The organism is Amycolatopsis bartoniae (assembly GCF_014191255.1).
GTDB lineage: Bacteria > Actinomycetota > Actinomycetes > Mycobacteriales > Pseudonocardiaceae > Amycolatopsis_E > Amycolatopsis_E bartoniae.
In genome coordinates this window covers 696488-717575 of the sequence record NZ_JACHWH010000001.1, presented here as the reverse complement: position 1 = coordinate 717575, position 21088 = coordinate 696488, and the positions used below count along the sequence as shown (strand labels likewise).

At 69.1% G+C, this 21088-nt stretch carries 19 protein-coding genes; 2 read left to right on the top strand and 17 right to left on the bottom strand.

The window, feature by feature from the left end:
- Positions 1–225: 225 nt before the first annotated feature.
- The 16 genes from nuoN to FHX82_RS03555 all read right to left on the bottom strand — a co-directional run bounded on the left by nuoN (position 226) and on the right by FHX82_RS03555 (position 18539).
- The gene (nuoN, locus tag FHX82_RS03630; protein ID WP_145933166.1) at positions 226–1788 is read right to left on the bottom strand and encodes an NADH-quinone oxidoreductase subunit NuoN; all 1563 of its coding nucleotides are present in this window, start codon (positions 1786–1788) and stop codon (positions 226–228) included.
- Between the two features lie 2 nt (positions 1789–1790).
- Complete coding sequence (locus tag FHX82_RS03625; protein ID WP_145933165.1) at positions 1791–3341, bottom strand: NADH-quinone oxidoreductase subunit M; 1551 nt, start codon at positions 3339–3341, stop codon at positions 1791–1793.
- The gene (nuoL, locus tag FHX82_RS03620; protein WP_145933164.1) at positions 3338–5233 is read right to left on the bottom strand and encodes an NADH-quinone oxidoreductase subunit L; all 1896 of its coding nucleotides are present in this window, start codon (positions 5231–5233) and stop codon (positions 3338–3340) included. Before nuoL ends, FHX82_RS03625 begins: the two co-directional genes overlap by 4 nt.
- A 19-nt stretch (positions 5234–5252) precedes the next feature.
- On the bottom strand, positions 5253–5552 hold the full coding sequence (gene nuoK / locus FHX82_RS03615; RefSeq protein ID WP_091505144.1) for an NADH-quinone oxidoreductase subunit NuoK: 300 nt from the start codon (positions 5550–5552) through the stop codon (positions 5253–5255).
- The gene (locus FHX82_RS03610; RefSeq protein ID WP_183176461.1) at positions 5549–6415 is read right to left on the bottom strand and encodes an NADH-quinone oxidoreductase subunit J; all 867 of its coding nucleotides are present in this window, start codon (positions 6413–6415) and stop codon (positions 5549–5551) included. The genes nuoK and FHX82_RS03610 overlap by 4 nt, the downstream gene beginning before the upstream one ends.
- 430 nt (positions 6416–6845) lie before the next feature.
- Positions 6846–7412 carry an NADH-quinone oxidoreductase subunit NuoI gene (gene nuoI, locus FHX82_RS03605; RefSeq protein ID WP_091505146.1) on the bottom strand — a complete coding sequence of 189 codons (567 nt, stop codon included), beginning with the start codon at positions 7410–7412 and terminating at the stop codon, positions 6846–6848.
- Complete coding sequence (gene nuoH / locus FHX82_RS03600; protein ID WP_145933163.1) at positions 7399–8712, bottom strand: NADH-quinone oxidoreductase subunit NuoH; 1314 nt, start codon at positions 8710–8712, stop codon at positions 7399–7401. Before nuoH ends, nuoI begins: the two co-directional genes overlap by 14 nt.
- Positions 8713–8794: 82 nt before the next feature.
- On the bottom strand, positions 8795–11257 hold the full coding sequence (locus tag FHX82_RS03595) for an NADH-quinone oxidoreductase subunit G (RefSeq protein WP_145933162.1): 2463 nt from the start codon (positions 11255–11257) through the stop codon (positions 8795–8797).
- Complete coding sequence (nuoF, locus tag FHX82_RS03590; RefSeq protein WP_145933161.1) at positions 11254–12534, bottom strand: NADH-quinone oxidoreductase subunit NuoF; 1281 nt, start codon at positions 12532–12534, stop codon at positions 11254–11256. The genes FHX82_RS03595 and nuoF overlap by 4 nt, the downstream gene beginning before the upstream one ends.
- Positions 12531–13235, bottom strand: coding sequence for an NADH-quinone oxidoreductase subunit NuoE (gene nuoE / locus FHX82_RS03585; protein ID WP_145933160.1), 705 nt, complete (start codon positions 13233–13235; stop codon positions 12531–12533). The genes nuoF and nuoE overlap by 4 nt, the downstream gene beginning before the upstream one ends.
- Positions 13232–14614, bottom strand: coding sequence for an NADH-quinone oxidoreductase subunit D (locus FHX82_RS03580; RefSeq protein WP_145933159.1), 1383 nt, complete (start codon positions 14612–14614; stop codon positions 13232–13234). The genes nuoE and FHX82_RS03580 overlap by 4 nt, the downstream gene beginning before the upstream one ends.
- Complete coding sequence (locus tag FHX82_RS03575; protein ID WP_145933158.1) at positions 14611–15360, bottom strand: NADH-quinone oxidoreductase subunit C; 750 nt, start codon at positions 15358–15360, stop codon at positions 14611–14613. The genes FHX82_RS03580 and FHX82_RS03575 overlap by 4 nt, the downstream gene beginning before the upstream one ends.
- 6 nt (positions 15361–15366) lie before the next feature.
- Positions 15367–15909, bottom strand: a complete 543-nt coding sequence (locus tag FHX82_RS03570) for a NuoB/complex I 20 kDa subunit family protein (protein ID WP_145933157.1) — start codon at positions 15907–15909, stop codon at positions 15367–15369.
- Positions 15910–15911: 2 nt separating this feature from the next.
- Complete coding sequence (locus FHX82_RS03565) at positions 15912–16268, bottom strand: NADH-quinone oxidoreductase subunit A (protein WP_145933188.1); 357 nt, start codon at positions 16266–16268, stop codon at positions 15912–15914.
- 301 nt (positions 16269–16569) lie between these two features.
- Entirely contained in the window at positions 16570–17838 is a 1269-nt protein-coding gene (locus tag FHX82_RS03560; protein WP_145933156.1) for a geranylgeranyl reductase family protein, read from the bottom strand.
- Positions 17835–18539: a demethylmenaquinone methyltransferase gene (locus FHX82_RS03555; RefSeq protein WP_145933155.1), complete on the bottom strand. Its 705-nt coding sequence runs from the start codon at positions 18537–18539 to the stop codon at positions 17835–17837. Before FHX82_RS03555 ends, FHX82_RS03560 begins: the two co-directional genes overlap by 4 nt.
- 154 nt (positions 18540–18693) lie before the next feature.
- On the opposite strand from FHX82_RS03555, the gene FHX82_RS03550 reads away from it, so the two are divergent.
- Positions 18694–19674, top strand: a complete 981-nt coding sequence (locus tag FHX82_RS03550; protein WP_229881204.1) for a hypothetical protein — start codon at positions 18694–18696, stop codon at positions 19672–19674.
- Between the two features lie 4 nt (positions 19675–19678).
- The gene (locus FHX82_RS03545) at positions 19679–20611 is read left to right on the top strand and encodes a glycoside hydrolase family 43 protein (protein WP_145933154.1); all 933 of its coding nucleotides are present in this window, start codon (positions 19679–19681) and stop codon (positions 20609–20611) included.
- Between the two features lie 107 nt (positions 20612–20718).
- Here FHX82_RS03545 and FHX82_RS03540 read toward each other — a convergent pair whose 3' ends face one another.
- Positions 20719–21069: a hypothetical protein gene (locus tag FHX82_RS03540; RefSeq protein ID WP_145933153.1), complete on the bottom strand. Its 351-nt coding sequence runs from the start codon at positions 21067–21069 to the stop codon at positions 20719–20721.
- Positions 21070–21088: the final 19 nt, after the last annotated feature.

Genomic DNA, 21088 nt, shown 5'->3' with positions numbered 1-21088 from the left:
GCCGAGCTGGACGAAGCCCGCCTCCACGGCCTCGGCCGCCGACATGTCATGAAGCTGCGCCACCTCGGCCTCCTCGGCCAGCGCTGTAGCTGCGGAGAGCGGGAGAACCAGGCCGTGCACCGGCACACCTGTTCCTTCCGCGACGTCGTGTATATCCTGCGCAGCAACGAAAACGGGGTGCCGGGGCCGGAAAGGCCCACAGCACCCCGTGCTTCGCCGGAGGCGTCAGAAGGCGAACGTGCCGGCCCCCGCCCAGCCGAGCGCGAACGACGGCACCAGGCCGAGCAGCAGCGTGACCACGACGCCGAGCGTGATCGCGGCGGTGGTGAACGCCCCCGGCACGCTGACGGTCGGCCCCTCGGGCGCGGGTTGCGAGAAGTACATCAGCACCACCACGCGCAGGTAGAAGAACGCCGCGACAGCGCTGAACACCAGGGCGATCACCACCAGCGGCGCCATCCCGTCCCGCAGCGCGGCCGAGAACACCACGAACTTCCCCACGAAACCGCTCGTCAACGGAATCCCCGCCAGCGCGAGCAGGAGGAAGGTGAACACGCCCGCGAGCACCGGTGAGCGCTTCGCCAAGCCCGCCCACGCCGAAAGGTGCGTCGCCTCGCCCGAGGAGTCCCGCACCAGCGAGACCACACCGAACGCGGCCAGCGTCGTGAAGCCGTAGGCCAGCAGGTAGAACAGCGTGCCCGACAGCCCCTCATCGGTCATCGCGAGCGTGCCGACCAGCAGGAATCCGGCATGCGCGATGGACGAGTAGGCGATCATGCGCTTCACGTCCGTCTGGGTCAGGCCGAGGATCGCGCCGATCACCATCGACACGATCGCGACCGCCCACAGCACGCCACGCCATTCCCAGCTCGTCGACTGGAAGCCGACCGTCAGCACCCGCAGGATCCCGCCGAACGCGGCGACCTTGGTGCAGGCGGCCATGAAGGCGGTGACCGGGGTCGGCGCGCCCTGGTAGACGTCCGGCGTCCAGGTGTGGAACGGCCCCACCGAGCCCTTGAACAGGAGACCCACCACGAGCAGCCCCATCCCCGCGAACAGCAGGGTGTCCGACCGGTCCGAACCGGCCGCGGCGTTGGCGATGTCGGCGAGCTTCACCGAGTTCGCGTAGCCGTACAGCAGCGCCAGGCCGTACAGGAAGAACGCCGACGAGAAGGCACCGAGCAGGAAGTACTTGACCGCCGATTCCTGGGAAAGGAGGCGCCGACGCCGAGCGAGACCGCACATCAAATACAGCGGCAGGCTCAGCACCTCGAGCGCGATGAACATCGTCAGCAGGTCATTCGCGGCACAGAACGTCATCATGCCGCCAAGCGCGAACAGCGTCAGCGGGAAGACCTCGGTCTGCATACCCGTGGAGCCGACCTGCGCACGGTCCTGGAAGGTCCCGGGCCGGATCGACGCCTGGGCGACGAACGCGCCGCCGGGCTCCACCGACCGGTCCGCGATCAGCAGCACCGCGCCGAGAGCCAGCGCGAGCAGGGTGCCCCACAGGAACAAGGCGGGCTTGTCCACCGAGATCGCCCCGGCCAACGTGGTCAGCCCTGCCTTCGGGGAGCCGCTGACGTAGACGGCGAGTGAGACGCCTGCGGCGACGAGCGCCGTCAGGCACAGCACGACCTGTCCCGGCCAGCGCATGTGCCGAGGCAGGAACGCCTCGAACAGCACGCTGACGCATCCCGCCGCGAGCACGATCAGCACCGGCAGGATCGCCGCGTACTCGATCTGCGGCGTCGCTATCTGCCCTTGCTGGGCCAGCACCTGAATCACTTTCAGTGCCCTCCTTGCACGGCCGAAAGCGTGGCCTGCACCGACGGTCCCACCGTGTCGAGCACGGGTTTCGGATAGAAGCCCAAGCCGATGATCAGCACTACCAGCGGCACCAGGACGGCGAACTCCTTGGCGCCGAGGTCCCGGATGGCCTTCCTGGCGCCCAGCTCGGGAGCGACGGCGGTACCCGGACCACCACCCGCGCCGATCAGGGCGTTGCCCCGCACCGGGCCGGTCATCAGGCGCTGGTACAGCCACAGCACGTAGGCCGCGGCCAGCACCATGCCGACCGACGCGAGGATCGCGTACACCGGCTGGGTCTCGAACGAGCCCAGCAACACCAGGAACTCACTGACGAAGGAGTTGGTCCCCGGCAAGGACAAAGTGGACAGACCCGCGATGAGCACCATCCCGCCCAGCAGAGGAGTCACCTTGTACATCCCGCCGTAGTCCGAGATCCGGGTGGAGCCACCACGGGCGATCACCAGGCCCAGCACCACGATGAGCATGCCCGTCGCGAGGCTGTGGTTGAGCATGTAGGTCACCGACCCGACGGTGGCCTGCTGGGCGAACGCGAAGATGCCCAGTGCGATGAACCCGAAGTGCGCGATCGACACGTAGGCCACGAAGCGCTTCATGTCCTGCTGCCCGGCGGCGAGGATCGAGCCGTAGAGCACGCCGATCACGGCGAGGATCAGCACCAGCGGCGCGAGCGCCTTGCTGGCCTCGGGGAACATCGGCAGGTTGTAGCGCAGCAGGCCGAACGTGCCGACCTTGTCCAGCACGCCGACGATCAGCACCGCGACGCCGATGGGCGCCTCGCCCGCCGCGTCGGGCAGCCAGGTGTGGAACGGCACGAGAGGCGCCTTGATCGCGAACGCCAGGAAGAAGCCGAGGAACAACCAGATCTGGGTGCTCGTCGGTGCGTCCCGGACGACCGTCACCAGGGTGGCCCAGTCGAACGTACCGTGCCCCAGCTTGTCGGCGGCGATCGAGTAGGCGCCGATCGCCGACGCCAGCATGATCAGACCGCCGAGGAAGGAGTACAGGAAGAACTTGACCGCCGCGTACTGCCGGTTCGCGCCGCCGTAGCCGCCGATGAGGAAGTACATCGGGATCAGCATGATCTCGAACAGCACGTAGAACAGGAACACGTCGGTGGCGGCGAACACCGCGATCGTCAGCGCCTGCTGCACCAGGATCAGCGCGAGGTACCCGCCGGCGCTGCGCCCTTCCGGCAGCTTGTCGGCCGTGCCCAGCGCACCGATCACGATCGGCACCAGGAACGTGATCACCGCGATCATGATGAGCGCGATGCCGTCGACGCCGAAGGCGATGTGGATGCCGAAGGACGGGATCCAGTCCATCGACGTCGTCTGCTGCAGGCGGTCGCCGCTGGGGTGGTAGGTCACCCACATCGGGATCATCAGCAGGAACTCGACGATCGAGAAGACCAGCGCCACCGTGACGGCCAGCCGGTCGTTCCGGCGCAGGCCGCTCAGGACCAGTGCGCCGACCAGCGGCAGGAGGATGAGGGCCAGTACCCAGGTCATGAGAACCTCACCAACAGCAGAGCCGCGACCAGTACGAACGAACCGGCCAGCATGGACAGGGCGTACGAGCGGACGAACCCGGTCTGCAGCCGCCGTAGCCGCCCGGACCCGCCACCCAGCGCGGCGGCCAGTCCGTTGACCGCGCCGTCGACGCCGCGGCTGTCCAGGTACACCGAGAACCGGGTGAGCCACATGCCCGGGGTCGCGACGAGGGCCTCGTTCAGGGCGTTGCCGTAGAGGTCCTTGCGCGCGGCGCGAACCACCGGGGACACGTTCTGCGGCCGCTCGACCGGCGTGTCCCGCCTGCCGACCACCAGCCACGCCACGAGCACGCCCAGTGCGGAAAGGAGGATCGTCAGCCACGGAATCCACGAGTGCGGAATCGCCGCGTGCTCGGCCTCGCCGAGCTCACCCAGTGACGGCTGCAGCCAGTCGGACAGCCGGGAGCCGAGCGAGAGGAACGCGCCGGCGCCGACCGAGCCGATCGCCAGGATGATCATCGGCACGGTCATCACGGCGGGCGACTCGTGCGGGTGGAAGTCCCGGCCGTCGCTGCTCTTGATCTCCTTCCAGCGTTCCTTGCCGAAGAAGGTCAGCAGCACCAGGCGCGTCATGTAGAACGCGGTGAGCGCGGCACCGAGCATGGCGGCCAGGCCGAACACCCAGCCGCGCCAGCCCTCCTGGCCGAACGCCGCCTCGATGATCGCGTCCTTGGAGAAGTAGCCCGACAGGAAGGGGAATCCGATGATTGCGAGGTAACCGAGCCCGAACGTGACGAACGTGATCGGCATCCGCTTGTACAGGCCGCCGAACTTACGCATGTCGACCTCGTCGTTCATGCCGTGCATGATCGAACCGGCACCGAGGAACAGCCCGGCCTTGAAGAAGCCGTGCGTCAGCAGGTGCATGATGCCCAGCGCGTACCCGAACGGTCCGAGCCCGACGGCGAGCATCATGTAGCCGATCTGGCTCACGGTCGAGTAGGCGAGCACCTTCTTGATGTCGTCGTAGGCGCAGCCGACGATGCACCCGATCAGGAGCGTGACCGCGCCGACGAGGGTGACGATGAGCCGTCCGCTCTCGGTCTCGTTGAAGATCGGGTTCGACCGCGCGACGAGGTACACGCCGGCGGTCACCATCGTCGCGGCATGGATGAGGGCCGACACCGGGGTGGGGCCTTCCATCGCGTCGGGGAGCCACGCCTGGAGCGGGAACTGGCCGGACTTACCGCACGCGCCGAGCAGCAGCAGGATGGCGATCGCGGTGATCACGCCTGCCGGTGCGTCGCCGATGCGGTCGAACACGCCCGCGTAGCTGACCGTCCCGAGGTACTTGTACATCAGGAAGATCGCCACGGCCAGTCCGACGTCGCCGACGCGGTTCATCAGGAACGCCTTCTTCGCGGCGGTCGCCGCCGAAGGCCGGTCGGTGTACCACCCGATCAGCAGGTAGGACGCCAGGCCGACGCCCTCCCAGCCGAGGTACAGGGTGATGAAGTTGTTGCCGAGCACCAGAACCAGCATCGAGGCGACGAACAGGTTCAGGTACCCGAAGAACTTGCGGCGGTTGGGGTCGTCGGCCATGTAACCGATGGAGTAGACGTGGATCAGCGCGCCCACTCCGGTGATCAGCAGCACGAAGACCAGGGACAACGCGTCGATCCGGAAGCCGAAGTCCACTGACAGGTTGCCCACCGGGAACCACGAGTAGACCGTCGTGTCGGCGGGCTTGCCGTCACTGCCGAAGAACAGCACCAGCCCGTAGACGAAGGACGCGATGACGGTGGCGCAGCCCAGCAGGTGGCCCCAGCTGTCGGTTCGCCGTCCGAGGCCGAGGAGGATCAGGGCCCCCAGCGCCGGAAAAGCGACCAGCAGCCACGATGATGCGATCACTTCGCAGCTCTCCTAGTGCCTAGTACTTCAGGAGGTTGGTGTCGTCGACCGAGGCCGAGCGGCGGGTTCGGAAGATGGCCATGATGATCGCCAGCCCCACCACGACCTCCGCGGCGGCGACGACCATCACGAAGAACGCCATCACCTGACCGTCGAGGCTGCCGTTGATGCGGGAGAACGTCACCAGCGACAGGTTCACGGCGTTGAGCATCAGCTCGATGCACATGAACACGACGATCGCGTTCCGCCGCACCAGCACGCCGACCGCTCCGATGGAGAACAGCAGCGCGGACAGCAGCAGGTAGTAGGTGGGAGTCATTTCTTCTCCTCCGAACCGGTGAGCGCGTGCTCGGCGCCGGCTTCCGGGCCGGGCAGTGCGTGCTCGGCGCCAGTGAGGGCGTGCGCGTCCGGGTGCGGCTCCTTGCCCTCGACCACCTTGCGCTCGGCTTCGAGTTGCGCGGTCGGCGTGGACTCGATGATCGAGGACAGCGAGTCCTGCGCCACCGTGCCGTCCGGCAGCAGGGCCGGGGTGGTGACCGAGTGCGAGGTTGCGAAGACACCGGGACCGGGCTTCGGCGAGATGCGCTCGTACTCGCCGCGGAACCGGGCCTCGACGAGCTCCTTCTGCGTGCGACGGCCGCGCTTCTCGTTGAACGCCAGCACCATCGCGCCGAGCGCCGCGGTGATCAGCAGCGCCGAGGTGAGCTCGAACGGGAACAGGAAGTCGGTGAAGACCAGCCGGCCGAGGCCGCCCGCGGTGCCGTTCGGCGCCGGTGCGGGGCTGACGTTCCTCAGCGCGTTGATCAGCCCGGTGACGATCAGCCCGGCGATGCCGATGCCGAGGATCCCAGCCCACAGGCGTTGCCCGCGCAGGACTTCGACCACCGAGTCGGAACTCTCCCGGCCGACGAGCATCAGCACGAACAGGAACAGCATCATGATCGCGCCGGTGTAGACGATGATCTGCGTGAAGCCCAGGAACGGCGCCTGCTGCACCATGTACAGCACGCCGAGCGAGAACATCGTCATCGCCAGGAACAGCGCCGAGTGCACGGCGCTGCGGGCGAAGATCAGCCCGAGCGCCCCGAGCAGCGCGATCGGCCCGAGGATCCAGAACGCGACGGCCTCGCCGACCGACGTGCTCTGGTCGACGGCCTGCGCGAGGACCAGTGAGTTCAGCATCCGGGCACCTCCGGCACGAGATGACGAACCGCGACGCGACCCGAGCCGCCGGGAACATCGGCCAGGACAACGCTCGGCCCGGCCTGGGCCGACACGCCGCCGCCGACCGTGAGCCGATCAGCGACGCGGCCGCCGTCGACGGCAGGGGGATTGCCCGGCACCGTGGCTCGCGGGAAACCTTCGGCCGTCCCAAGAAGCCCACCGCCGACAGCCCGCGGCCCGAGTCCACCAGCAACCGCCACACGGCCACCAGGAACAGCCCGCGGCCCGAGTCCACCAGCAACCGCCACACGGCCACCACGAACAGCCCGCGGCGCGAATCCGCCAGCAACCGCGACACCGCCACCACGAACAGCCCGCGGCACGAATCCAGTAGCGGCCACAACATGACCACCGCCGACAGGCCGTTGCAGAACCAGCACCGAACCGGTCATGAGATGACCTCCTCGCGGGCCGTTTCCACCGTTTCGCCGGACGGGACGCCGCGGCCGCGGGCGAGTTCCGGGCCGTTGACGTAGTAGTCCTGCTCGTCGTCGCCCAGGCGCATCGGGTGCGGGGGTTGCTCCATGCCCGGCAGCAGCGGGGCCAGCAGGTCCTCCTTCGTGTAGATCAGGCGCTGGCGGTCGTCGTCGGCGAGCTCGTAGAAGTTGATCATCGTCAGGGAGCGCGTCGGGCAGGCCTCGATGCACAGGCCGCAGCCGATGCACCGCAGGTAGTTGATCTGGTAGTCCTTGCCGTACCGCTCGCCCGGCGAGTACCTGGCGTCCTCGGTGTTGTCACCGCCCTCGACGAAGATCGCGTCCGCCGGGCAGGCCCACGCGCACAGCTCGCAGCCGACGCACTTCTCCAGCCCGTCCGGGTGCCGGTTGAGCTGGTGCCGCCCGTGGTAGCGCGGCGCGGCGGGCGCACCGGCCTCCGGGTACTCCTCGGTGGCCACCTTCTTGAACATCATCCCGAAGGTGACGCCGAAACCCTTGATCGGATCAAACAGTCCCATCGGAACTCCCCACCTGCGCCGGCTCCCCGGCCTCGACGGCCGGCCGGCGCCTCTTCTTCGTCCGGTCCGGCACCTGCGGCACTTGCAGGTCCAGCGGCGGCAGCGGATAACCACCACCGGTGATGGGCACGCGATCGTCGTCCGGCGGGCGCCGGTCCGGCAGCAGCAGCGCGACCGCGATCGCGACCACCGCCACGACGATCACGCCGATCACGATCTGCGACGTGGTCAGGCCACCGTTGTTGCGGATCGCCCGGATCGCGCTCACCACGACGATCCACACCAGGTTGGCCGGCACCAGCACCTTCCAGCCCAGCTTCATGAACTGGTCGTACCGGAACCGCGGCAGCGTGCCACGCAGCCAGATGAACCCGAACAGCAACGCGAACAGCTTGACGCCGAACCAGATGATCGGCAGCCAGCCCTTGTTCAACGGCGAGTCGAGGCCCACGAACGGGAACATCCAGCCGCCGAGGAACAGCGTGGTGCAGAACGCCGAGACGATCACCATGTTCACGTACTCGGCGAGGAAGAACATCGCGAACTTCATCGACGAGTACTCGGTGTGGAACCCGCCGACCAGCTCCGACTCCGCCTCCGGCAGGTCGAACGGCGCCCGGTTGGTCTCGCCCACCATCGAGATCAGGTAGATCACGAAGCTCGGCAGCAGCAGGTAGAAGTACCACCCGCCCGCCTGCGACTGGACGATGTCGCCGGTCGACATGGACTGCGCGTACAGCACGACGGCCACAATGGACAGACCCATCGCGATCTCGTACGAGATCACCTGCGCCGCCGACCGCAGCCCGCCCAGCAGCGGGTACGGCGAGCCGGACGACCAGCCCGCCAGCACGATCCCGTACACCCCGACCGACGAGCAGGCCAGGATCACGAGCACGCCGACCGGCAGGTCCACCAGCTGCAGCACCGTCTGCTGGCCGAAGATCGACACCTGGGGCCCGAACGGGATCGCCGACAACGCGATGAGCGACGGCACCACCGCGATCACCGGCGCCAGGAAGTACACCTTCCGGTCGGCGGTGTCCGGGATGACCTGCTCCTTGAACGGCAGCTTCACCGCGTCCGCCAGCGACTGGAGGTACCCGCCGGGGCCGACGCGGTTCGGCCCCGGCCGGTTCTGCATCCGGCCGACCGCCTTGCGCTCCCACACGATCAGGAAGATCGTCATGATCGGCCCGATCAGCAGGATCACCACGGCCTTGATCAGGATCAGCCACCACGGGTCGTCGGCCAGCAGCTCCGCCCTGGTCAGCTGTTCCTGCGCGAGTAGCGGCGTCATCGCTCGCCTCCCGGTTCGAGGGAAACCACAGCTGCGCGCCCGGCGCCCGACAGCCCGAGCCGTTCCCGCACCAGCAACGACCTCATCGCTCGCCTCCCGGTTCGAGGGAAACGACGGCTCCGTGCCCGGCGCCGAGCGCCGTCCGCACGCGTGAGCCGTCCGAGTTCGCGGGCAGCCAGACCACGCCGTCGGGCAGGTCCGCCACCTCGACCGGCAACGTGACCGATCCGCGGGAGGTGGACACCGTCACCGTTTCGCCCAGTTCCTCGGCCACCGACGCCGCCACCCGCGCGACGGGCGGGCGGGCCGTTCCGGCTAGGTGCGGCTCGTCGACCTGCAGCGAGCCGTTGTCGATCAGCTGCCGCCACGTCGACAACCGCGCCTGCCCCCTGCCCGGTACCTCGGCCGCGCCCACCTCGACCGGCGTGAAGTCCACGCGCGCGGTGAAGGCGGGCAAGCGGGAGAAGTCGCCGTACGCGGCCGCGGGCGTCTGGGTGAACAGGTCCGCGTCCATCTCGACGGCCAGCGTGTCGAGCACGCGGGCATCCGGCAGCGCGCCGGAGTTCTCGATCGTGATGTCGAACGCGCGGCGCCGCCCTTCCCAGTTGACGTAGCTGCCCGCCTTCTCCACGTCGGGCGCGATCGGCAGCACCACGTCGGCGCGCTCGGTGACCTCGCTCGGCCGCAGCTCCAGGCTCACGACGAACTCGGCCCGCGCCAGCGCCCGGCGCGCGAGGTCCGGGTCCGGCAGGTCGCCCGGGTCGACCCCGCCGACCAGCACGCCGCCGAGCACCCCGTCCGCGAGCGCCGCGAGGATGCCCGTGGTGTCGCGGCCCGGCTCCGACGGCACTTCGACGCCCCACGCCGCCGAGATCTCGGCCCGCGCGGCGGCGTCCGTCACCGGACGGCCACCCGGCAGCAGGTTCGGCACGGCACCGGCCTCCAGCGCCCCGCGGTCCCCGGCGCGGCGCGGGATCCACGCCACCCGTGCGCCGGTCCGCGTGGACAGCGCGTGAACCGCCGAGAACAGGCCCGGCACCTCGGCCGCCCGCTCGCCGACGAGGATGACCGCGCCCTCCCGCGCGAGCGCCGCGTCGAGGTCGGGCGCGTGCTCGGCCAGTGCGTTCAGCGCCGCCGGCTCGCTGCCGGGCAGGCAGGCGAGCAGCTCACCGAACGTCTTGCGGACCGAGGACGTGGTCCACTGTCCCAAGTGGACGATCTTGGCACCGCGCTTGCGGGCCGCCTTGCGCAGCCGCAGGAACACGATCGGCGCCTCGTCCTCGGGCTCGAACGCCACGCACAGCACCGTCGGCGCCTTCTCGATCGCCGCGAACGTCACCCCGTCCGAAGGCGTGGTGCCGACCACGTGCGACGCGAGGAACGACAGCTCCTCCGCCGAATGCGCCCGCGCCCGGAAGTCGATGTCGTTGGTGCGCAAGGCAACCCGTGCGAACTTCGAGTACGCGTACGCGTCCTCCAGCGTCAGCCGACCGCCGGTCAGCACGCCCACGCCCCGTGAGTCCCGCGCCGCCGCGAGACCGGAAGCCGCGACGCGCAGCGCCTCGGTCCACGACGCCTCCCGCAGCTCACCGTTCTCCCGCACCAGCGGACGGCGGATGCGGTCGGCGGTCTGCGCGTACCGGAAGGCGAACCGGCCCCGGTCGCAGATCCACTCCTCGTTGACGTCCGGGTCGTTGCCGGCGAGCTTGCGCATCACCTTGCCGCGCCGGAAGTCCGTCCGCTCCGCGCAGCCGGACGAGCAGTGCTCGCACACGCTCGGCGACGACACCAGGTCGAACGGCCGCGACCGGAACCGGTACTGCGCCGAGGTCAGCGCACCCACCGGGCAGATCTGGATGGTGTTGCCGGAGAAGTACGACTGGAACGGCTTCCCCGAAGACGTCTTCGAGGCCATGTCGAGCACATCGGCCGTCTCCGCCGTCCCGATCTGCTGGTGCGCCCCGCGCTCCAACAGGTCGATGAACGGGTCACCGGCGATCTGCGCGGAGAACCGCGTGCAGCGCTGGCACAGCACGCACCGCTCGCGGTCGAGCAGCACCTGCGTCGAGATCGGCAGCGGCTTCGGGAACGTCCGCTTCTTGTCGACGAACCGGGAGTCCGTGCGGCCGTGCGCCATCGCCTGGTTCTGCAGCGGGCACTCGCCGCCCTTGTCGCACACCGGGCAGTCGAGCGGGTGGTTGATCAGCAGCAGCTCCATCACGCCCTGCTGCGCCTTGTCGGCGACCGGCGAGGTCAGCTGCGTCTTGACGACCATCCCGTCGGCGACCGTCATCGTGCAGGAGGCCTGCGGCTTCGGCATCGGCCTGCCGCCCATCTCCACCTCGACCAGGCACTGGCGGCACGCGCCCGCCGGGTCGAGCAGCGGGTGGTCGCAGAACCGCGGGATCACCGTGCCGAGCCGCTCGGCGGTGCGGATCAGCAGCTCGCCCTTCGGCGCGATGACCTCCTCGCCGTCGATCGTCAGCTTGACGTGGCCCTCCGGCACCGGCGTCTCGGTCTTCGGTTCTTCTGGCGCCATCGTCATGACTGCGCTCCCACCAGCTCACGCTTGTTGCTCTCGCACAGTGCGAGGAACTCGTCCCGGAAGTACTTGATGCCGCTGGTGATCGGGCTGACCGCACCGTCGCCGAGCGCGCAGAACGAGCGGCCGAGGATGTTGTCGCAGACGTCGAGCAGCGTATCGATGTCGGACTCGGTGCCCCGCCCGTCGACCATCCGCTCCAGGATCTGCGCCAGCCAGTACGTGCCCTCGCGGCACGGCGTGCACTTGCCGCAGGACTCGTGCTCGTAGAACTGCGTCCACTTCATCACGGCCCACGGCACGGACACCGTCTCGTTGAAGACCTGGACCGCCGTGGTGCCGAGCATCGACCCGGCCTCCGCCGCGCCCTCGAAGTCCAGCGGGATGTCGAGGTGCTCGGCGGTGAACATCGGCGTCGAGGACCCGCCCGGCGTCCAGAACTTCAGCGGGATGCCGTCCTTCATGCCCCCGCACAGCTCCAGCAGCTGCCGCAGTGTGGTGCCCAGCGGCGCCTCGTACTGGCCGGGCTTCTCGACGTGGCCGGAGATCGAGTAGATCTTCGGGCCCGGCGACTTCTCCCGGCCCATCTTGCGGAACCAGTCGGCCCCGGCGTTGACGATGTACGGCGCGCTCGCGATCGTCTCGACGTTGTTCACCGTCGTCGGCGCCGCGTACAGCCCGGCGGCGGCGGGGAACGGCGGCTTGAGCCTCGGCTGGCCACGGCGGCCTTCGAGCGAGTCGAGCAGCGCCGTCTCCTCACCGCAGATGTACGCGCCCGCGCCCGCGTGCACGGTGATCTTGAGGTCGAAGCCGGAGCCGAGGATGTTCTCGCCCAGGTAACCGGCCGCCTCGGCCTCGCGCACCGCCGCGTTCAGCCGGCGGATGCAGTGCAGCGCCTCGCCGCGGACGTAGATGAAGCAGTGGTTGGACCGCATCGCATACGAGGCGATGATGCAGCCCTCGATCAGCGAGTGCGGGTCCGCCATCATCAGCGGGATGTCCTTGCACGTGCCGGGTTCGCCCTCGTCGGCGTTGATCACCAGGTAGTGCGGCTTGTCGAAGTTCGGCGGCATGAACGACCACTTCACGCCCGCCGGGAAACCCGCGCCACCGCGGCCGCGCAGCCCGGCGTCCTTGATCAGCTGCACGAGCTGTTCCGGCGTGCCCGCAAGCGCTTTCCGGATCGCGGTGTAGCCCTCCAGCCGCTCGTAGGTCTCCAGCCGCCACGAGTTCGGCGACAGCCACCGCTTCGTCAGTACCGGCGTCAGTGGGTCTGTCATTTCGCCTCCACCTCCGGCAGGGGAACGTCCTCCATCACCGGCGCGGTCCAGCCGCGATCAGCGGCCAGCCGAGCCCCGCGCAGAGTCTCCACTGCCTGCGACGGACCGTCCACTTCGGACCGGTACGTCTCCTCGTCCTCCGGGAAGAAGCCTGCGAGCTGAAGCTCCGCCCCCTTGAAGTCCGTCAACGGCGCACCACGCGTCGGCGCGGGCCTTTCCCCGCGCTGCAACGCTTTCACGAGCTCCAGCGCCGACTCCGGCGTCTGGTTGTCGTAGTACTCGTAGTTGACCTGCAGCACCGGCGCGAGGTCGCACGCGGCCAGGCACTCCGCGTGCTCCAGCATGATCGAGCCGGGCGCGCCCGGCTCGCCGGCGACCTCTTCGTGCCCCACGCCGAGGTGCTCGCCCAGCTGCTTGTAGATCGCGTCCCCGCCGAGCGCCGCGCACAACGTGTTGGTGCAGACGCTCACGAGGTGTTCGCCGCACGGCCGCCGCTTGTACATCGTGTAGAAGGTCGCGACCGCGCTCACCTCGGCCTCGGTGAGCCCGAGCTGCTCCGCGCAGAAGGCGATGCCTTCCTGGCTCACGTGGCCCTGCACCGACTGGACCAGGTGCAGCATCGGCAGCAGCGCCGAGCGGGACTGCGGATACCGCCCGATCAGCTCCTGCGCCTTCGCGACGGTGTCGGCGTCAAAGATCATCGGTCCACTCCCCCCATCACGGGGTCGATCGAGGCGACGGCGGCGATCACGTCCGCCACGAGGCCGCCTTCGGACATCGCGGGCATCGACTGCAGGTTCACGAAGCTCGGTTCCCGCACGTGCACCCGCCACGGCCGCGTGCCGCCGTCGGACACCACGTGGAAGCCCAGCTCGCCGCGCGGCGACTCGACGGGCGAGTACACCTGGCCCGGCGGCACCTTGAAGCCCTCAGTGACCAGCTTGAAGTGGTGGATCAGCGACTCCATCGACTGGCCCATGATCTTGCGGACGTGCTCCAGCGAGTTGCCCATGCCGTCGCTGGAGATCGACAGCTGCGCCGGCCACGCGATCTTCTTGTCCTCCACCATCACCGGGCCCGGCTCCTTGAGCCGTTCGAGCGCCTGCTTGATGATCCGCAGCGACTGGTGCATCTCCTCGACGCGACACAGGTACCGCGCCCAGCAGTCGGCCTCGGTGGCGGTCGGCACGTCGAACTCGAACTCGTCGTAGGAGGAGTACGGCTCGACCTTGCGCAGGTCCCACGGCAGGCCCGCGGACCGCAGCACCGGGCCGGTGACGCCCAGCGCGAGGCACGCGTCCACCGGCAGGTAGCCGACGCCCTTGAGCCGGTTGCGCCAGATCGGCTGACCGGTGAACAGCTTGTCGTACAAGGGAAGCCGCTGGTCCATCACCTTGACGAACTCGCTGATCTTCGCGTGCGCGTCGGTCGGCAGGTCCTGCGCGACGCCGCCCGGCCGGATGAACGCGTGGTTCATCCGCAGCCCGGTCAGGTACTCCAGCAGGTGCAGGACCTCTTCGCGCTCGCGGAAGCCCAGCGTCATCGCCGTGGTGGCGCCGAGCTCCATGCCGCCGGTCGCGATGTACACCAGGTGCGAGCCGATGCGGTTGATCTCGCACAGCAGCACGCGGATCAGCTGCGCTCGCTTCGGCGCTTCGACACCCAGCAGCTTCTCCACCGCGAGGCAGTACCCGAGCTCGTTGAACAGCGGGGACAGGTAGTCCATGCGGGTCACGAACGTGACGCCCTGGGTCCACGTGCGGTACTCGGTGTTCTTCTCGATCCCCGTGTGCAGGTAGCCGATGACCGAGCGCAGCTGGGTGACGGTCTCGCCCTCCAGCTCCAGCACGAGCCGGAGCACGCCGTGCGTCGACGGGTGCTGCGGGCCCATGTTGATGACCATGCGCTCGTCGTGCTCGGCGTCGGAGAGCACGTCGTCCCAGTCGCCGCCGCTGACGTGGTAGATGCGGCCTTCCGTGGTGTCGCGGGAAGACGCGTAGTCCACCTCGTCGGTGCTGTCGGCGCCCGGGGCCGTGGTGTCGGTGCCGGACGTGACGTCCGAAAGCCGGTCGGTAGTCATGAGTACGACCTCCGCTGGTCCGGCGGCGGGATCTCCGCGCCCTTGTACTCCACGGGAATTCCGCCGAGCGGGTAGTCCTTGCGCTGCGGGTGCCCGTCCCAGTCGTCGGGCATCAGGATGCGGGTCAGCGACGGGTGTCCGTCGTAGACGATGCCGAACATGTCGTAGGCCTCCCGCTCCTGCCAGTCGGCGGTCGGGTACACCTCGACCACGGACGGCAGGTGCGGATCGTTCACGTCCACCGTGACCTCCAGCCGGATCCGGCGCCGGTAGGTCATGGACGTCAGGTGGTACACCGAGTGCAGCCGCTGCGGCACGTCCGGCCCGTAGTCCACACCGGACACCGAGCTGCACAGCTCGAACCGCAGCCCCGCGTCGTCGCGCAGGATCCGGCACGCCTCCAGCAGGTGGCGCCGGTCGATGTACAGCGTGATCTCGCCGCGGTCGACGGTGACCTGCTGGACGGCTTCGGCGGGCACGCCGTTCTCGCTCAGCGCGGCGAAGAACTGGTCGGCGAACTCGTCGAACCAGCCGCCGTACGGCCGTTCCGCCGGCGCCGGGGTGTAGGCGGGCAGCCGCAAGCCGCCGTAGCCGGAGGTGTCGCCGCTGTCGGTGACGCCGAACATGCCGCGGCGCTCGCGCCCGGCGACCACCGGCTCCGCGGGGCGGGCACCTTCGGGCCGCAGGCCGACCTCGCGTTCGGCGCTCGACTGCTCGTCGCCCGGCTGGGGGTTCTCTTCAGGCACGGGGGATCACTTCTTCGCGTACTTGATCGACGACGGGACCAGCTCGGTGCGCTGGCCCGCCTTGAGCGCGGCGCGGCGCGGGCCCATGGGCTCGTCCTGGATCTTGGCGTGCAGCTTGAGGATCGCGTCGAGCAGCATCTCCGGCCGCGGCGGGCAGCCGGGCAGGTACATGTCGACCGGCACGATGTGGTCCACGCCCTGCACGACGGCGTAGTTGTTGAACATCCCGCCGGACGAGGCGCACACGCCCATCGCGAGGACCCAGCGCGGCTCGGCCATCTGGTCGTAGATCTGCCGCAGCACCGGCGCCATCTTCTGCGTGACGCGGCCCGCGACGATCATCAGGTCGGCCTGCCGCGGCGTCGCGCTGAACCGCTCCATGCCGAAGCGCGCGATGTCGTAGCGGGACCCGCCGGTGGTCATCATCTCGATCGCGCAGCAGGCGAGGCCGAAAGTGGCCGGCCACAGCGAGTTCTTGCGCGCCCAGTTGACCAGGCCTTCGAGGCTGGCCAGCAGGATTCCGTTGGGGAGCTTCTCTTCGAGACCCATCTTCAGTTCCAATCCAGCCCGCCGCGCCGCCACACGTAGGCGTAGGCGAAGCCGACCGTGGCGATGAACAGCACGATCTCCACCAGGCCGAAGAGGCCGAGCGCGTCCGCGGACACCGCGAACGGGTAGAGGAAGACCATCTCGATGTCGAACAGGATGAACAGCATCGCGGTGATGTAGTAGGCGACCGGCATCCGGCCGCCGCCGACCAGCGGCTGCGGTGACGGCTCGATCCCGCACTCGTAGGCCTGCAGCTTCGCCCTGTTGTAGCGGCTCGGCCCGACCAGGGGCCCGAGCAGTACGGAGAGCACGGCGAAACCCGCTGCCAGCACGAACAACAGGACCAACGGCACGTACATCGCCGGACTGGCGGGCGCGCTCTGCGCTAGCACCACGTGTCCCACTCCTTCCGCAGCGTCGCGGCGATTGTGAATTTGTTCACAAGCTTTCCGACGAAGTTGTGAACGGGTTCACAAAGCATGCGGGCAGTGTAGGACGCGGCTCACACGGTTGTCGCGGGGTCCTGGGTTTAAGGGCGCCCTAACCCGGAGAGCGGCCGCGGCCGGCCTTCACGGGCGCGACCTGGGACGAAAGGTTCAAGATCGACTGCGCTGTCCGTTCTCACGCAGAGTCAATGTGACGTAACCCACGTGAGCTGCTTCACGCGCTTGGCGTAAGCCTCGCCGCGAGGGAGATCATCCGGTCCACCGCGTCGCCGCCCTTGGCGTCGTAGCACCCGGAAAGGCCCTTGTAGATGAGCGGGATCAGGGGGTTGACACGGAGCCCGTACTTGGTCGCGGCACGCATGACCTTCGGGTGCCCGATGGCCTTGGCGAACAAGTTGCCGAGGCGGTAGTAGCCGCCCATGAGCTCCTTCAGTGCCTGCGGGTAACCGTGCAACGCCCGTTCGCGGGACGGCCCTTCGGGGCGCGCCAGCGCCTGCACGACGAACTCGGCGGCCAGCTGCGCCGACTCCATCGCCGACGAGATGCCCTCGCCGTTGAACGGGCTGACCATGCCCCCGGCGTCGCCGAGCAGCACGAGCCCGTCGCGGTAGTGCGGGGTGCGGTTGAAGCCCATCGGCAGCCCGGCGCCGCCGATGCGCCCGACCGCGTTCTCCTCGCGGTAGCCCCACTCCTCCGGCGTCGAGTCGAGCCAGGACCGCAGCAGCGCGCGGTAGTCGGTGTTGCGGAACGCCTTCGAGGTGGACAGCATCCCGAGGCCGATGTTCACCGTGCCGTCACCGAGCGGGAACGCCCAGCCGTAGCCGGGCAGCAGCTTCGGGTTCCGCGGGTCGCTGCGGTCCCACAGCTCCAGGTGCCCCTCGATGAACGGGTCGTCGTGCCGCGGGCTCTTGTAGTACCGCCGCACGGCGACACCCATCGGGCGGCACTCGTCGGTGTCGATGCCGACGGAACGGGCGAGTTTCGCGTTGACGCCGTCGCAGGCCAGCACGAGCGGCGCGCGGTAGCTGACCGGCGTCTTCTCCGGGCCGGTCTTCGCCTCGACCCCGACGACCCGGCCCGTGCGCTCGTCGGTGATCGCGCCCGTGACCGTGGTGCGCTCCTGGAGGCGGGCGCCGGCCTTGACCGCTGTCTTCGCCAGCAGGTCGTCGAAGTCGTGGCGGGTGCGCGAGACGCCGTACGGCGGGTAGCTCGTCAGGTCCGGCCAGTCGAGCTGCAGGGTGAGGTCGCCGGTGAGGATGCGCAGGCCGCGGCTGTGCATCCAGCCCGCGTCCTCGCTGGTGTCGATGCCCAGGTCGATCAGCTGCTTCACGCCGCGCGGCGTGATGCCGTCGCCACAGACCTTCTCGCGGGGGAACGTCGTCTTCTCCAGCAGCAGCACGTCCACCCCGGCGCGCGCCAGGTACGTGGCCACGGTCGACCCCGCGGGTCCGGCCCCGACAACGATTACCTGCGCATCAGTCATGCTTTCGAGTCTAGAGGGGGCTTGATCGCGCGATGGATGGCGACGACGCCGAACGTGAGGTTCAGCCACTCGACGCTCTCCCAGCCCGCCGACGCGATCGTCTCCGCGAACGAGCGCTGGTCCGGCCACGCCAGCATCGACTCCGCGAGGTAGGAGTACGCCTCGGGGTTGGTGGAGCTGAACCGACCGAACAGGGTCATCAGCCGCAGGAGGAACTTGCGGTACACGAACCGGATCGGCGCGAACGGCGGCGTCGAGACCTCGCAGACCACCAGGCGCCCGCCGGGCCGGACCACGCGGGCGATCTCAAGCAGCGCCGCACGGGTGTCGACGAAGTTGCGGATGCCGAGGCTGACCGTCACCGCGTCGAAGCTGTCGTCGGCGAAGGGCAGGTGCAGCGCGTCCGCCGCGACCATCGGCACCCCGCGGTGCCTGCCGCTGCGCAGCATCCCGAGCGAGAAGTCCGCGGCCAGGCACCACGCTCCTCCCCGCGCGTACTCGGCGGTGGAGACGCCAGTGCCCGCGGCGAGGTCGAGCACCTTCTCCCCCGGCCGGGCGTCGAGGACGCGCGCGGTGGTGGTGCGCCAGCGCCGGTCGAAGCCGAAGGTCATGACGGAGTTCGCGCGATCGTAGCCGCGCGCCACGCCGTCGAACATGGCCGCGACCTCGTGCGGGTCCTTGTCGAGGTTCGCTCGGGGCATGGCTAGAACCTAGTTGGGCGTGCCGCGGCGGGAAGTCCCGGGCGTCCCTCCGCTACTTCCATCGAGCGAAGTCCCGATCAGCAGGTGTGAAGTTTTCACCAATGGGATATCTGTCTGTTGCGGGCAACAGACGGTAGCGGGAGGTACACGATCCGTGGACGACAACCGGGTGAGCGCACAGGCCGGCCGCCGGGCCTTCCTTCTGATGTCCGCCGCGGGGCTGCTCAGCGCCTGCGCCGGCCCGATGATCACCACAGCGGGCCACCCGCAGCCCGCCCCGGGTCCGGTCGGGAAGCCCGCGCCGGTCCCGCCCCCGCCGCCGCCCTCGGTGTCACTGGCGTCCCCCTCGCCGCTGGCCGTCACCTCGCAGGAGCCCGCCGGACCACTGCGGATCGGCTTCTGCGGCGGGCCCAACGCGCCCGCGCTCGGCCGGATGACCGGCAACCTGGTCGCGGCCGGTGACCAGCTGACCCGCCAGATCGCCGAGTACAAGACCAAGGAGCCCGCCCAGCCGGTCGTCGAGCTGATCGCGACGCGCGTGATCTCCACGCCGGGCGCGGACGGGCTCTACCGCAGCCGGGAGAGCGACGCCACCGTCCAGTCCTACCTGGACGAGGCGCGGCGCCTCAAGGGCCTGCTGCTGCTGAACATCCAGCCGGGGCACGCGGACTTCCCGACCGAGGTGCGGGCGTTCGAGCGCTGGCTGACCGAGCCCGACGTCGGCCTGGCGCTCGACCCGGAGTGGGCGGTCGACCCCGGGGTCAAGCCCGGCCAGAAGTTCGGCCACGTCAGCGGTGGAACGCTGGACGAGGTCGCCACGTACGTCTCGAACCTCGTCGCACAGCACAACCTGCCGCCGAAGATGATGGTCTACCACCAGGTCGCCACCTCCGTCGTGCGCGACGAGGGCGACCTGAAGCCGCACCAGGGCGTCGTGCCGATCAAGGTCGTCGACGGGATCGGCAGCCGCGAAGCCAAGATCGCCACCTGGAACCTGGTGATGAAGGGGAAGCCGGACCACATCCAGGTCGGGTTCAAGCTCTTCTACGACGAGGACACGCGCCACGCAGCGCTGATGAAGCCCGAAGAGGTGCTGGCGCTGCGCCCCGCACCGTCGTACGTCGTCTACGAGTGAGGTCATGAAGAAGAGCCGGCTGCGGATGCTGTCCGCGGCGGCGGTGGCTGCCCTGCTCACCACCGGTGCCGCCCGCGTGAACCCCGCCACCCCGACCCTGTTGATCGACCAGGACTTCCCCGATCCGGCCGTGCTCCAGACGACGCAGGGGTACTACGCGTACGCGACCCACACCAGGGACGGGAAGATCCCCTACGCGCTCGCCGCGAACGCCCACGGCCCCTGGAAGGTGCAGGGTGACGCGCTGGCTCGCACGCCGTCCTGGGCCAAGCCGGACACCACGTTCTGGGCGCCGGACGTCGGGCGGACCGGCTACGGCCAGTACCGCATGTACTTCTCCGCCCAGCTGCCGTCGGACAACCGGATGTGCGTCGGTACCGCGACCGCGAACTCCCCGGCCGGACCGTTCAACCCCGTGGACACCGCGCCGCTCGTCTGTCCCCCGGAGGACAACGGCGACATCGACCCGCAGTCCTTTGTAGACGGCGATGGCAAGCACTACCTGCTCTACAAGAGCAATGCGATGCCGACGACGATCTGGCTGCAGGAGGTCACGAACGACGGCGGCACGCTCGTCGGCAGCCGCATCCCGCTGATCCACGCCGACCGCCCCGAGGAACGCGACGACGTGGAAGCGCCTTCACTCGTCAAGAGCGGCTCGTCGTACGTGCTGTTCTACTCCGCCGACACGTTCGCGAGTTCCAGCTACCACACGGGATACGCCACGTCGTCGGCGCTGAAAGGCCCGTACACCAAGGCGGAACAGCCGCTGCTGACGATGGCGGGGCTGAACAACCAGGTGAACGGCCCCGGCGGCGCGGACGTCGTCGCCAACACCATCTTCTTCCACGGCTGGCTGGCCGCCGACCACCACAACGGCCGCGGCATGTACTCACTGCCGCTGCGGTTCGAAGGCGGGAAGCCGCAGCTCGGCTGACGCACAAAACGATGCGGGGCCCGAGCCTTTTCGGCCCGGACCCCGCATCCCTCCACCCACCGGCCCGCGCGAACGGGGAACCTTCGTCCGGCTGCCGGGAGATCGGATCAGTTGTCCTGCGACGTGCCGCCATCCCCGATGGAGCCCGAGGCGCAGTTCTGCGGGTCCTCGCCGGCAGCGGCGCTGTTGCCCTCCGACAGGATCGGCACGTTGAGGCCCTTGGCCACGTCCTGGACCGGAACCTGCACACCCAGCACGTTCACGTTGTCCTTGCAGACGCCGCCGACCAGGTTGACGTTGTGCAGGGCGTCCAGGTTGTTCAGGTTCGCCAGCGCGGACTGGTTCTCGTCGCCGCCCTGGTAGTGGTGGCTGCCCAGCTCGGTAGCGGAAGCGGTACCACCGAGCACGGTCACGCCGGCCGCGAAGGTAGCGGCGGCAAAGCCAATCTTCTTAAGCACTGAAACAACTCCTCGAGAA

What these genes read in the sequence shown, in the direction of transcription:
- nuoI (WP_091505146.1), bottom strand. Translation starts at nt 7,412, where the DNA reads ATGGGACTGTTTGATCCGATCAAGGGTTTCGGCGTCACCTTCGGGATG.
- nuoE (WP_145933160.1), bottom strand. Translation starts at nt 13,235, where the DNA reads ATGATCTTTGACGCCGACACCGTCGCGAAGGCGCAGGAGCTGATCGGG.
- FHX82_RS03570 (WP_145933157.1), bottom strand. Translation starts at nt 15,909, where the DNA reads ATGGGTCTCGAAGAGAAGCTCCCCAACGGAATCCTGCTGGCCAGCCTC.
- FHX82_RS03610 (WP_183176461.1), bottom strand. Translation starts at nt 6,415, where the DNA reads ATGCTGAACTCACTGGTCCTCGCGCAGGCCGTCGACCAGAGCACGTCG.
- FHX82_RS03560 (WP_145933156.1), bottom strand. Translation starts at nt 17,838, where the DNA reads ATGACTGATGCGCAGGTAATCGTTGTCGGGGCCGGACCCGCGGGGTCG.
- FHX82_RS03595 (WP_145933162.1), bottom strand. Translation starts at nt 11,257, where the DNA reads ATGACGATGGCGCCAGAAGAACCGAAGACCGAGACGCCGGTGCCGGAG.
- nuoF (WP_145933161.1), bottom strand. Translation starts at nt 12,534, where the DNA reads ATGACAGACCCACTGACGCCGGTACTGACGAAGCGGTGGCTGTCGCCG.
- FHX82_RS03555 (WP_145933155.1), bottom strand. Translation starts at nt 18,539, where the DNA reads ATGCCCCGAGCGAACCTCGACAAGGACCCGCACGAGGTCGCGGCCATG.
- FHX82_RS03565 (WP_145933188.1), bottom strand. Translation starts at nt 16,268, where the DNA reads ATGTACGTGCCGTTGGTCCTGTTGTTCGTGCTGGCAGCGGGTTTCGCC.
- FHX82_RS03580 (WP_145933159.1), bottom strand. Translation starts at nt 14,614, where the DNA reads ATGACTACCGACCGGCTTTCGGACGTCACGTCCGGCACCGACACCACG.
- FHX82_RS03545 (WP_145933154.1), top strand. Translation starts at nt 19,679, where the DNA reads ATGAAGAAGAGCCGGCTGCGGATGCTGTCCGCGGCGGCGGTGGCTGCC.
- nuoH (WP_145933163.1), bottom strand. Translation starts at nt 8,712, where the DNA reads ATGACGCCGCTACTCGCGCAGGAACAGCTGACCAGGGCGGAGCTGCTG.
- FHX82_RS03625 (WP_145933165.1), bottom strand. Translation starts at nt 3,341, where the DNA reads ATGACCTGGGTACTGGCCCTCATCCTCCTGCCGCTGGTCGGCGCACTG.
- nuoK (WP_091505144.1), bottom strand. Translation starts at nt 5,552, where the DNA reads ATGACTCCCACCTACTACCTGCTGCTGTCCGCGCTGCTGTTCTCCATC.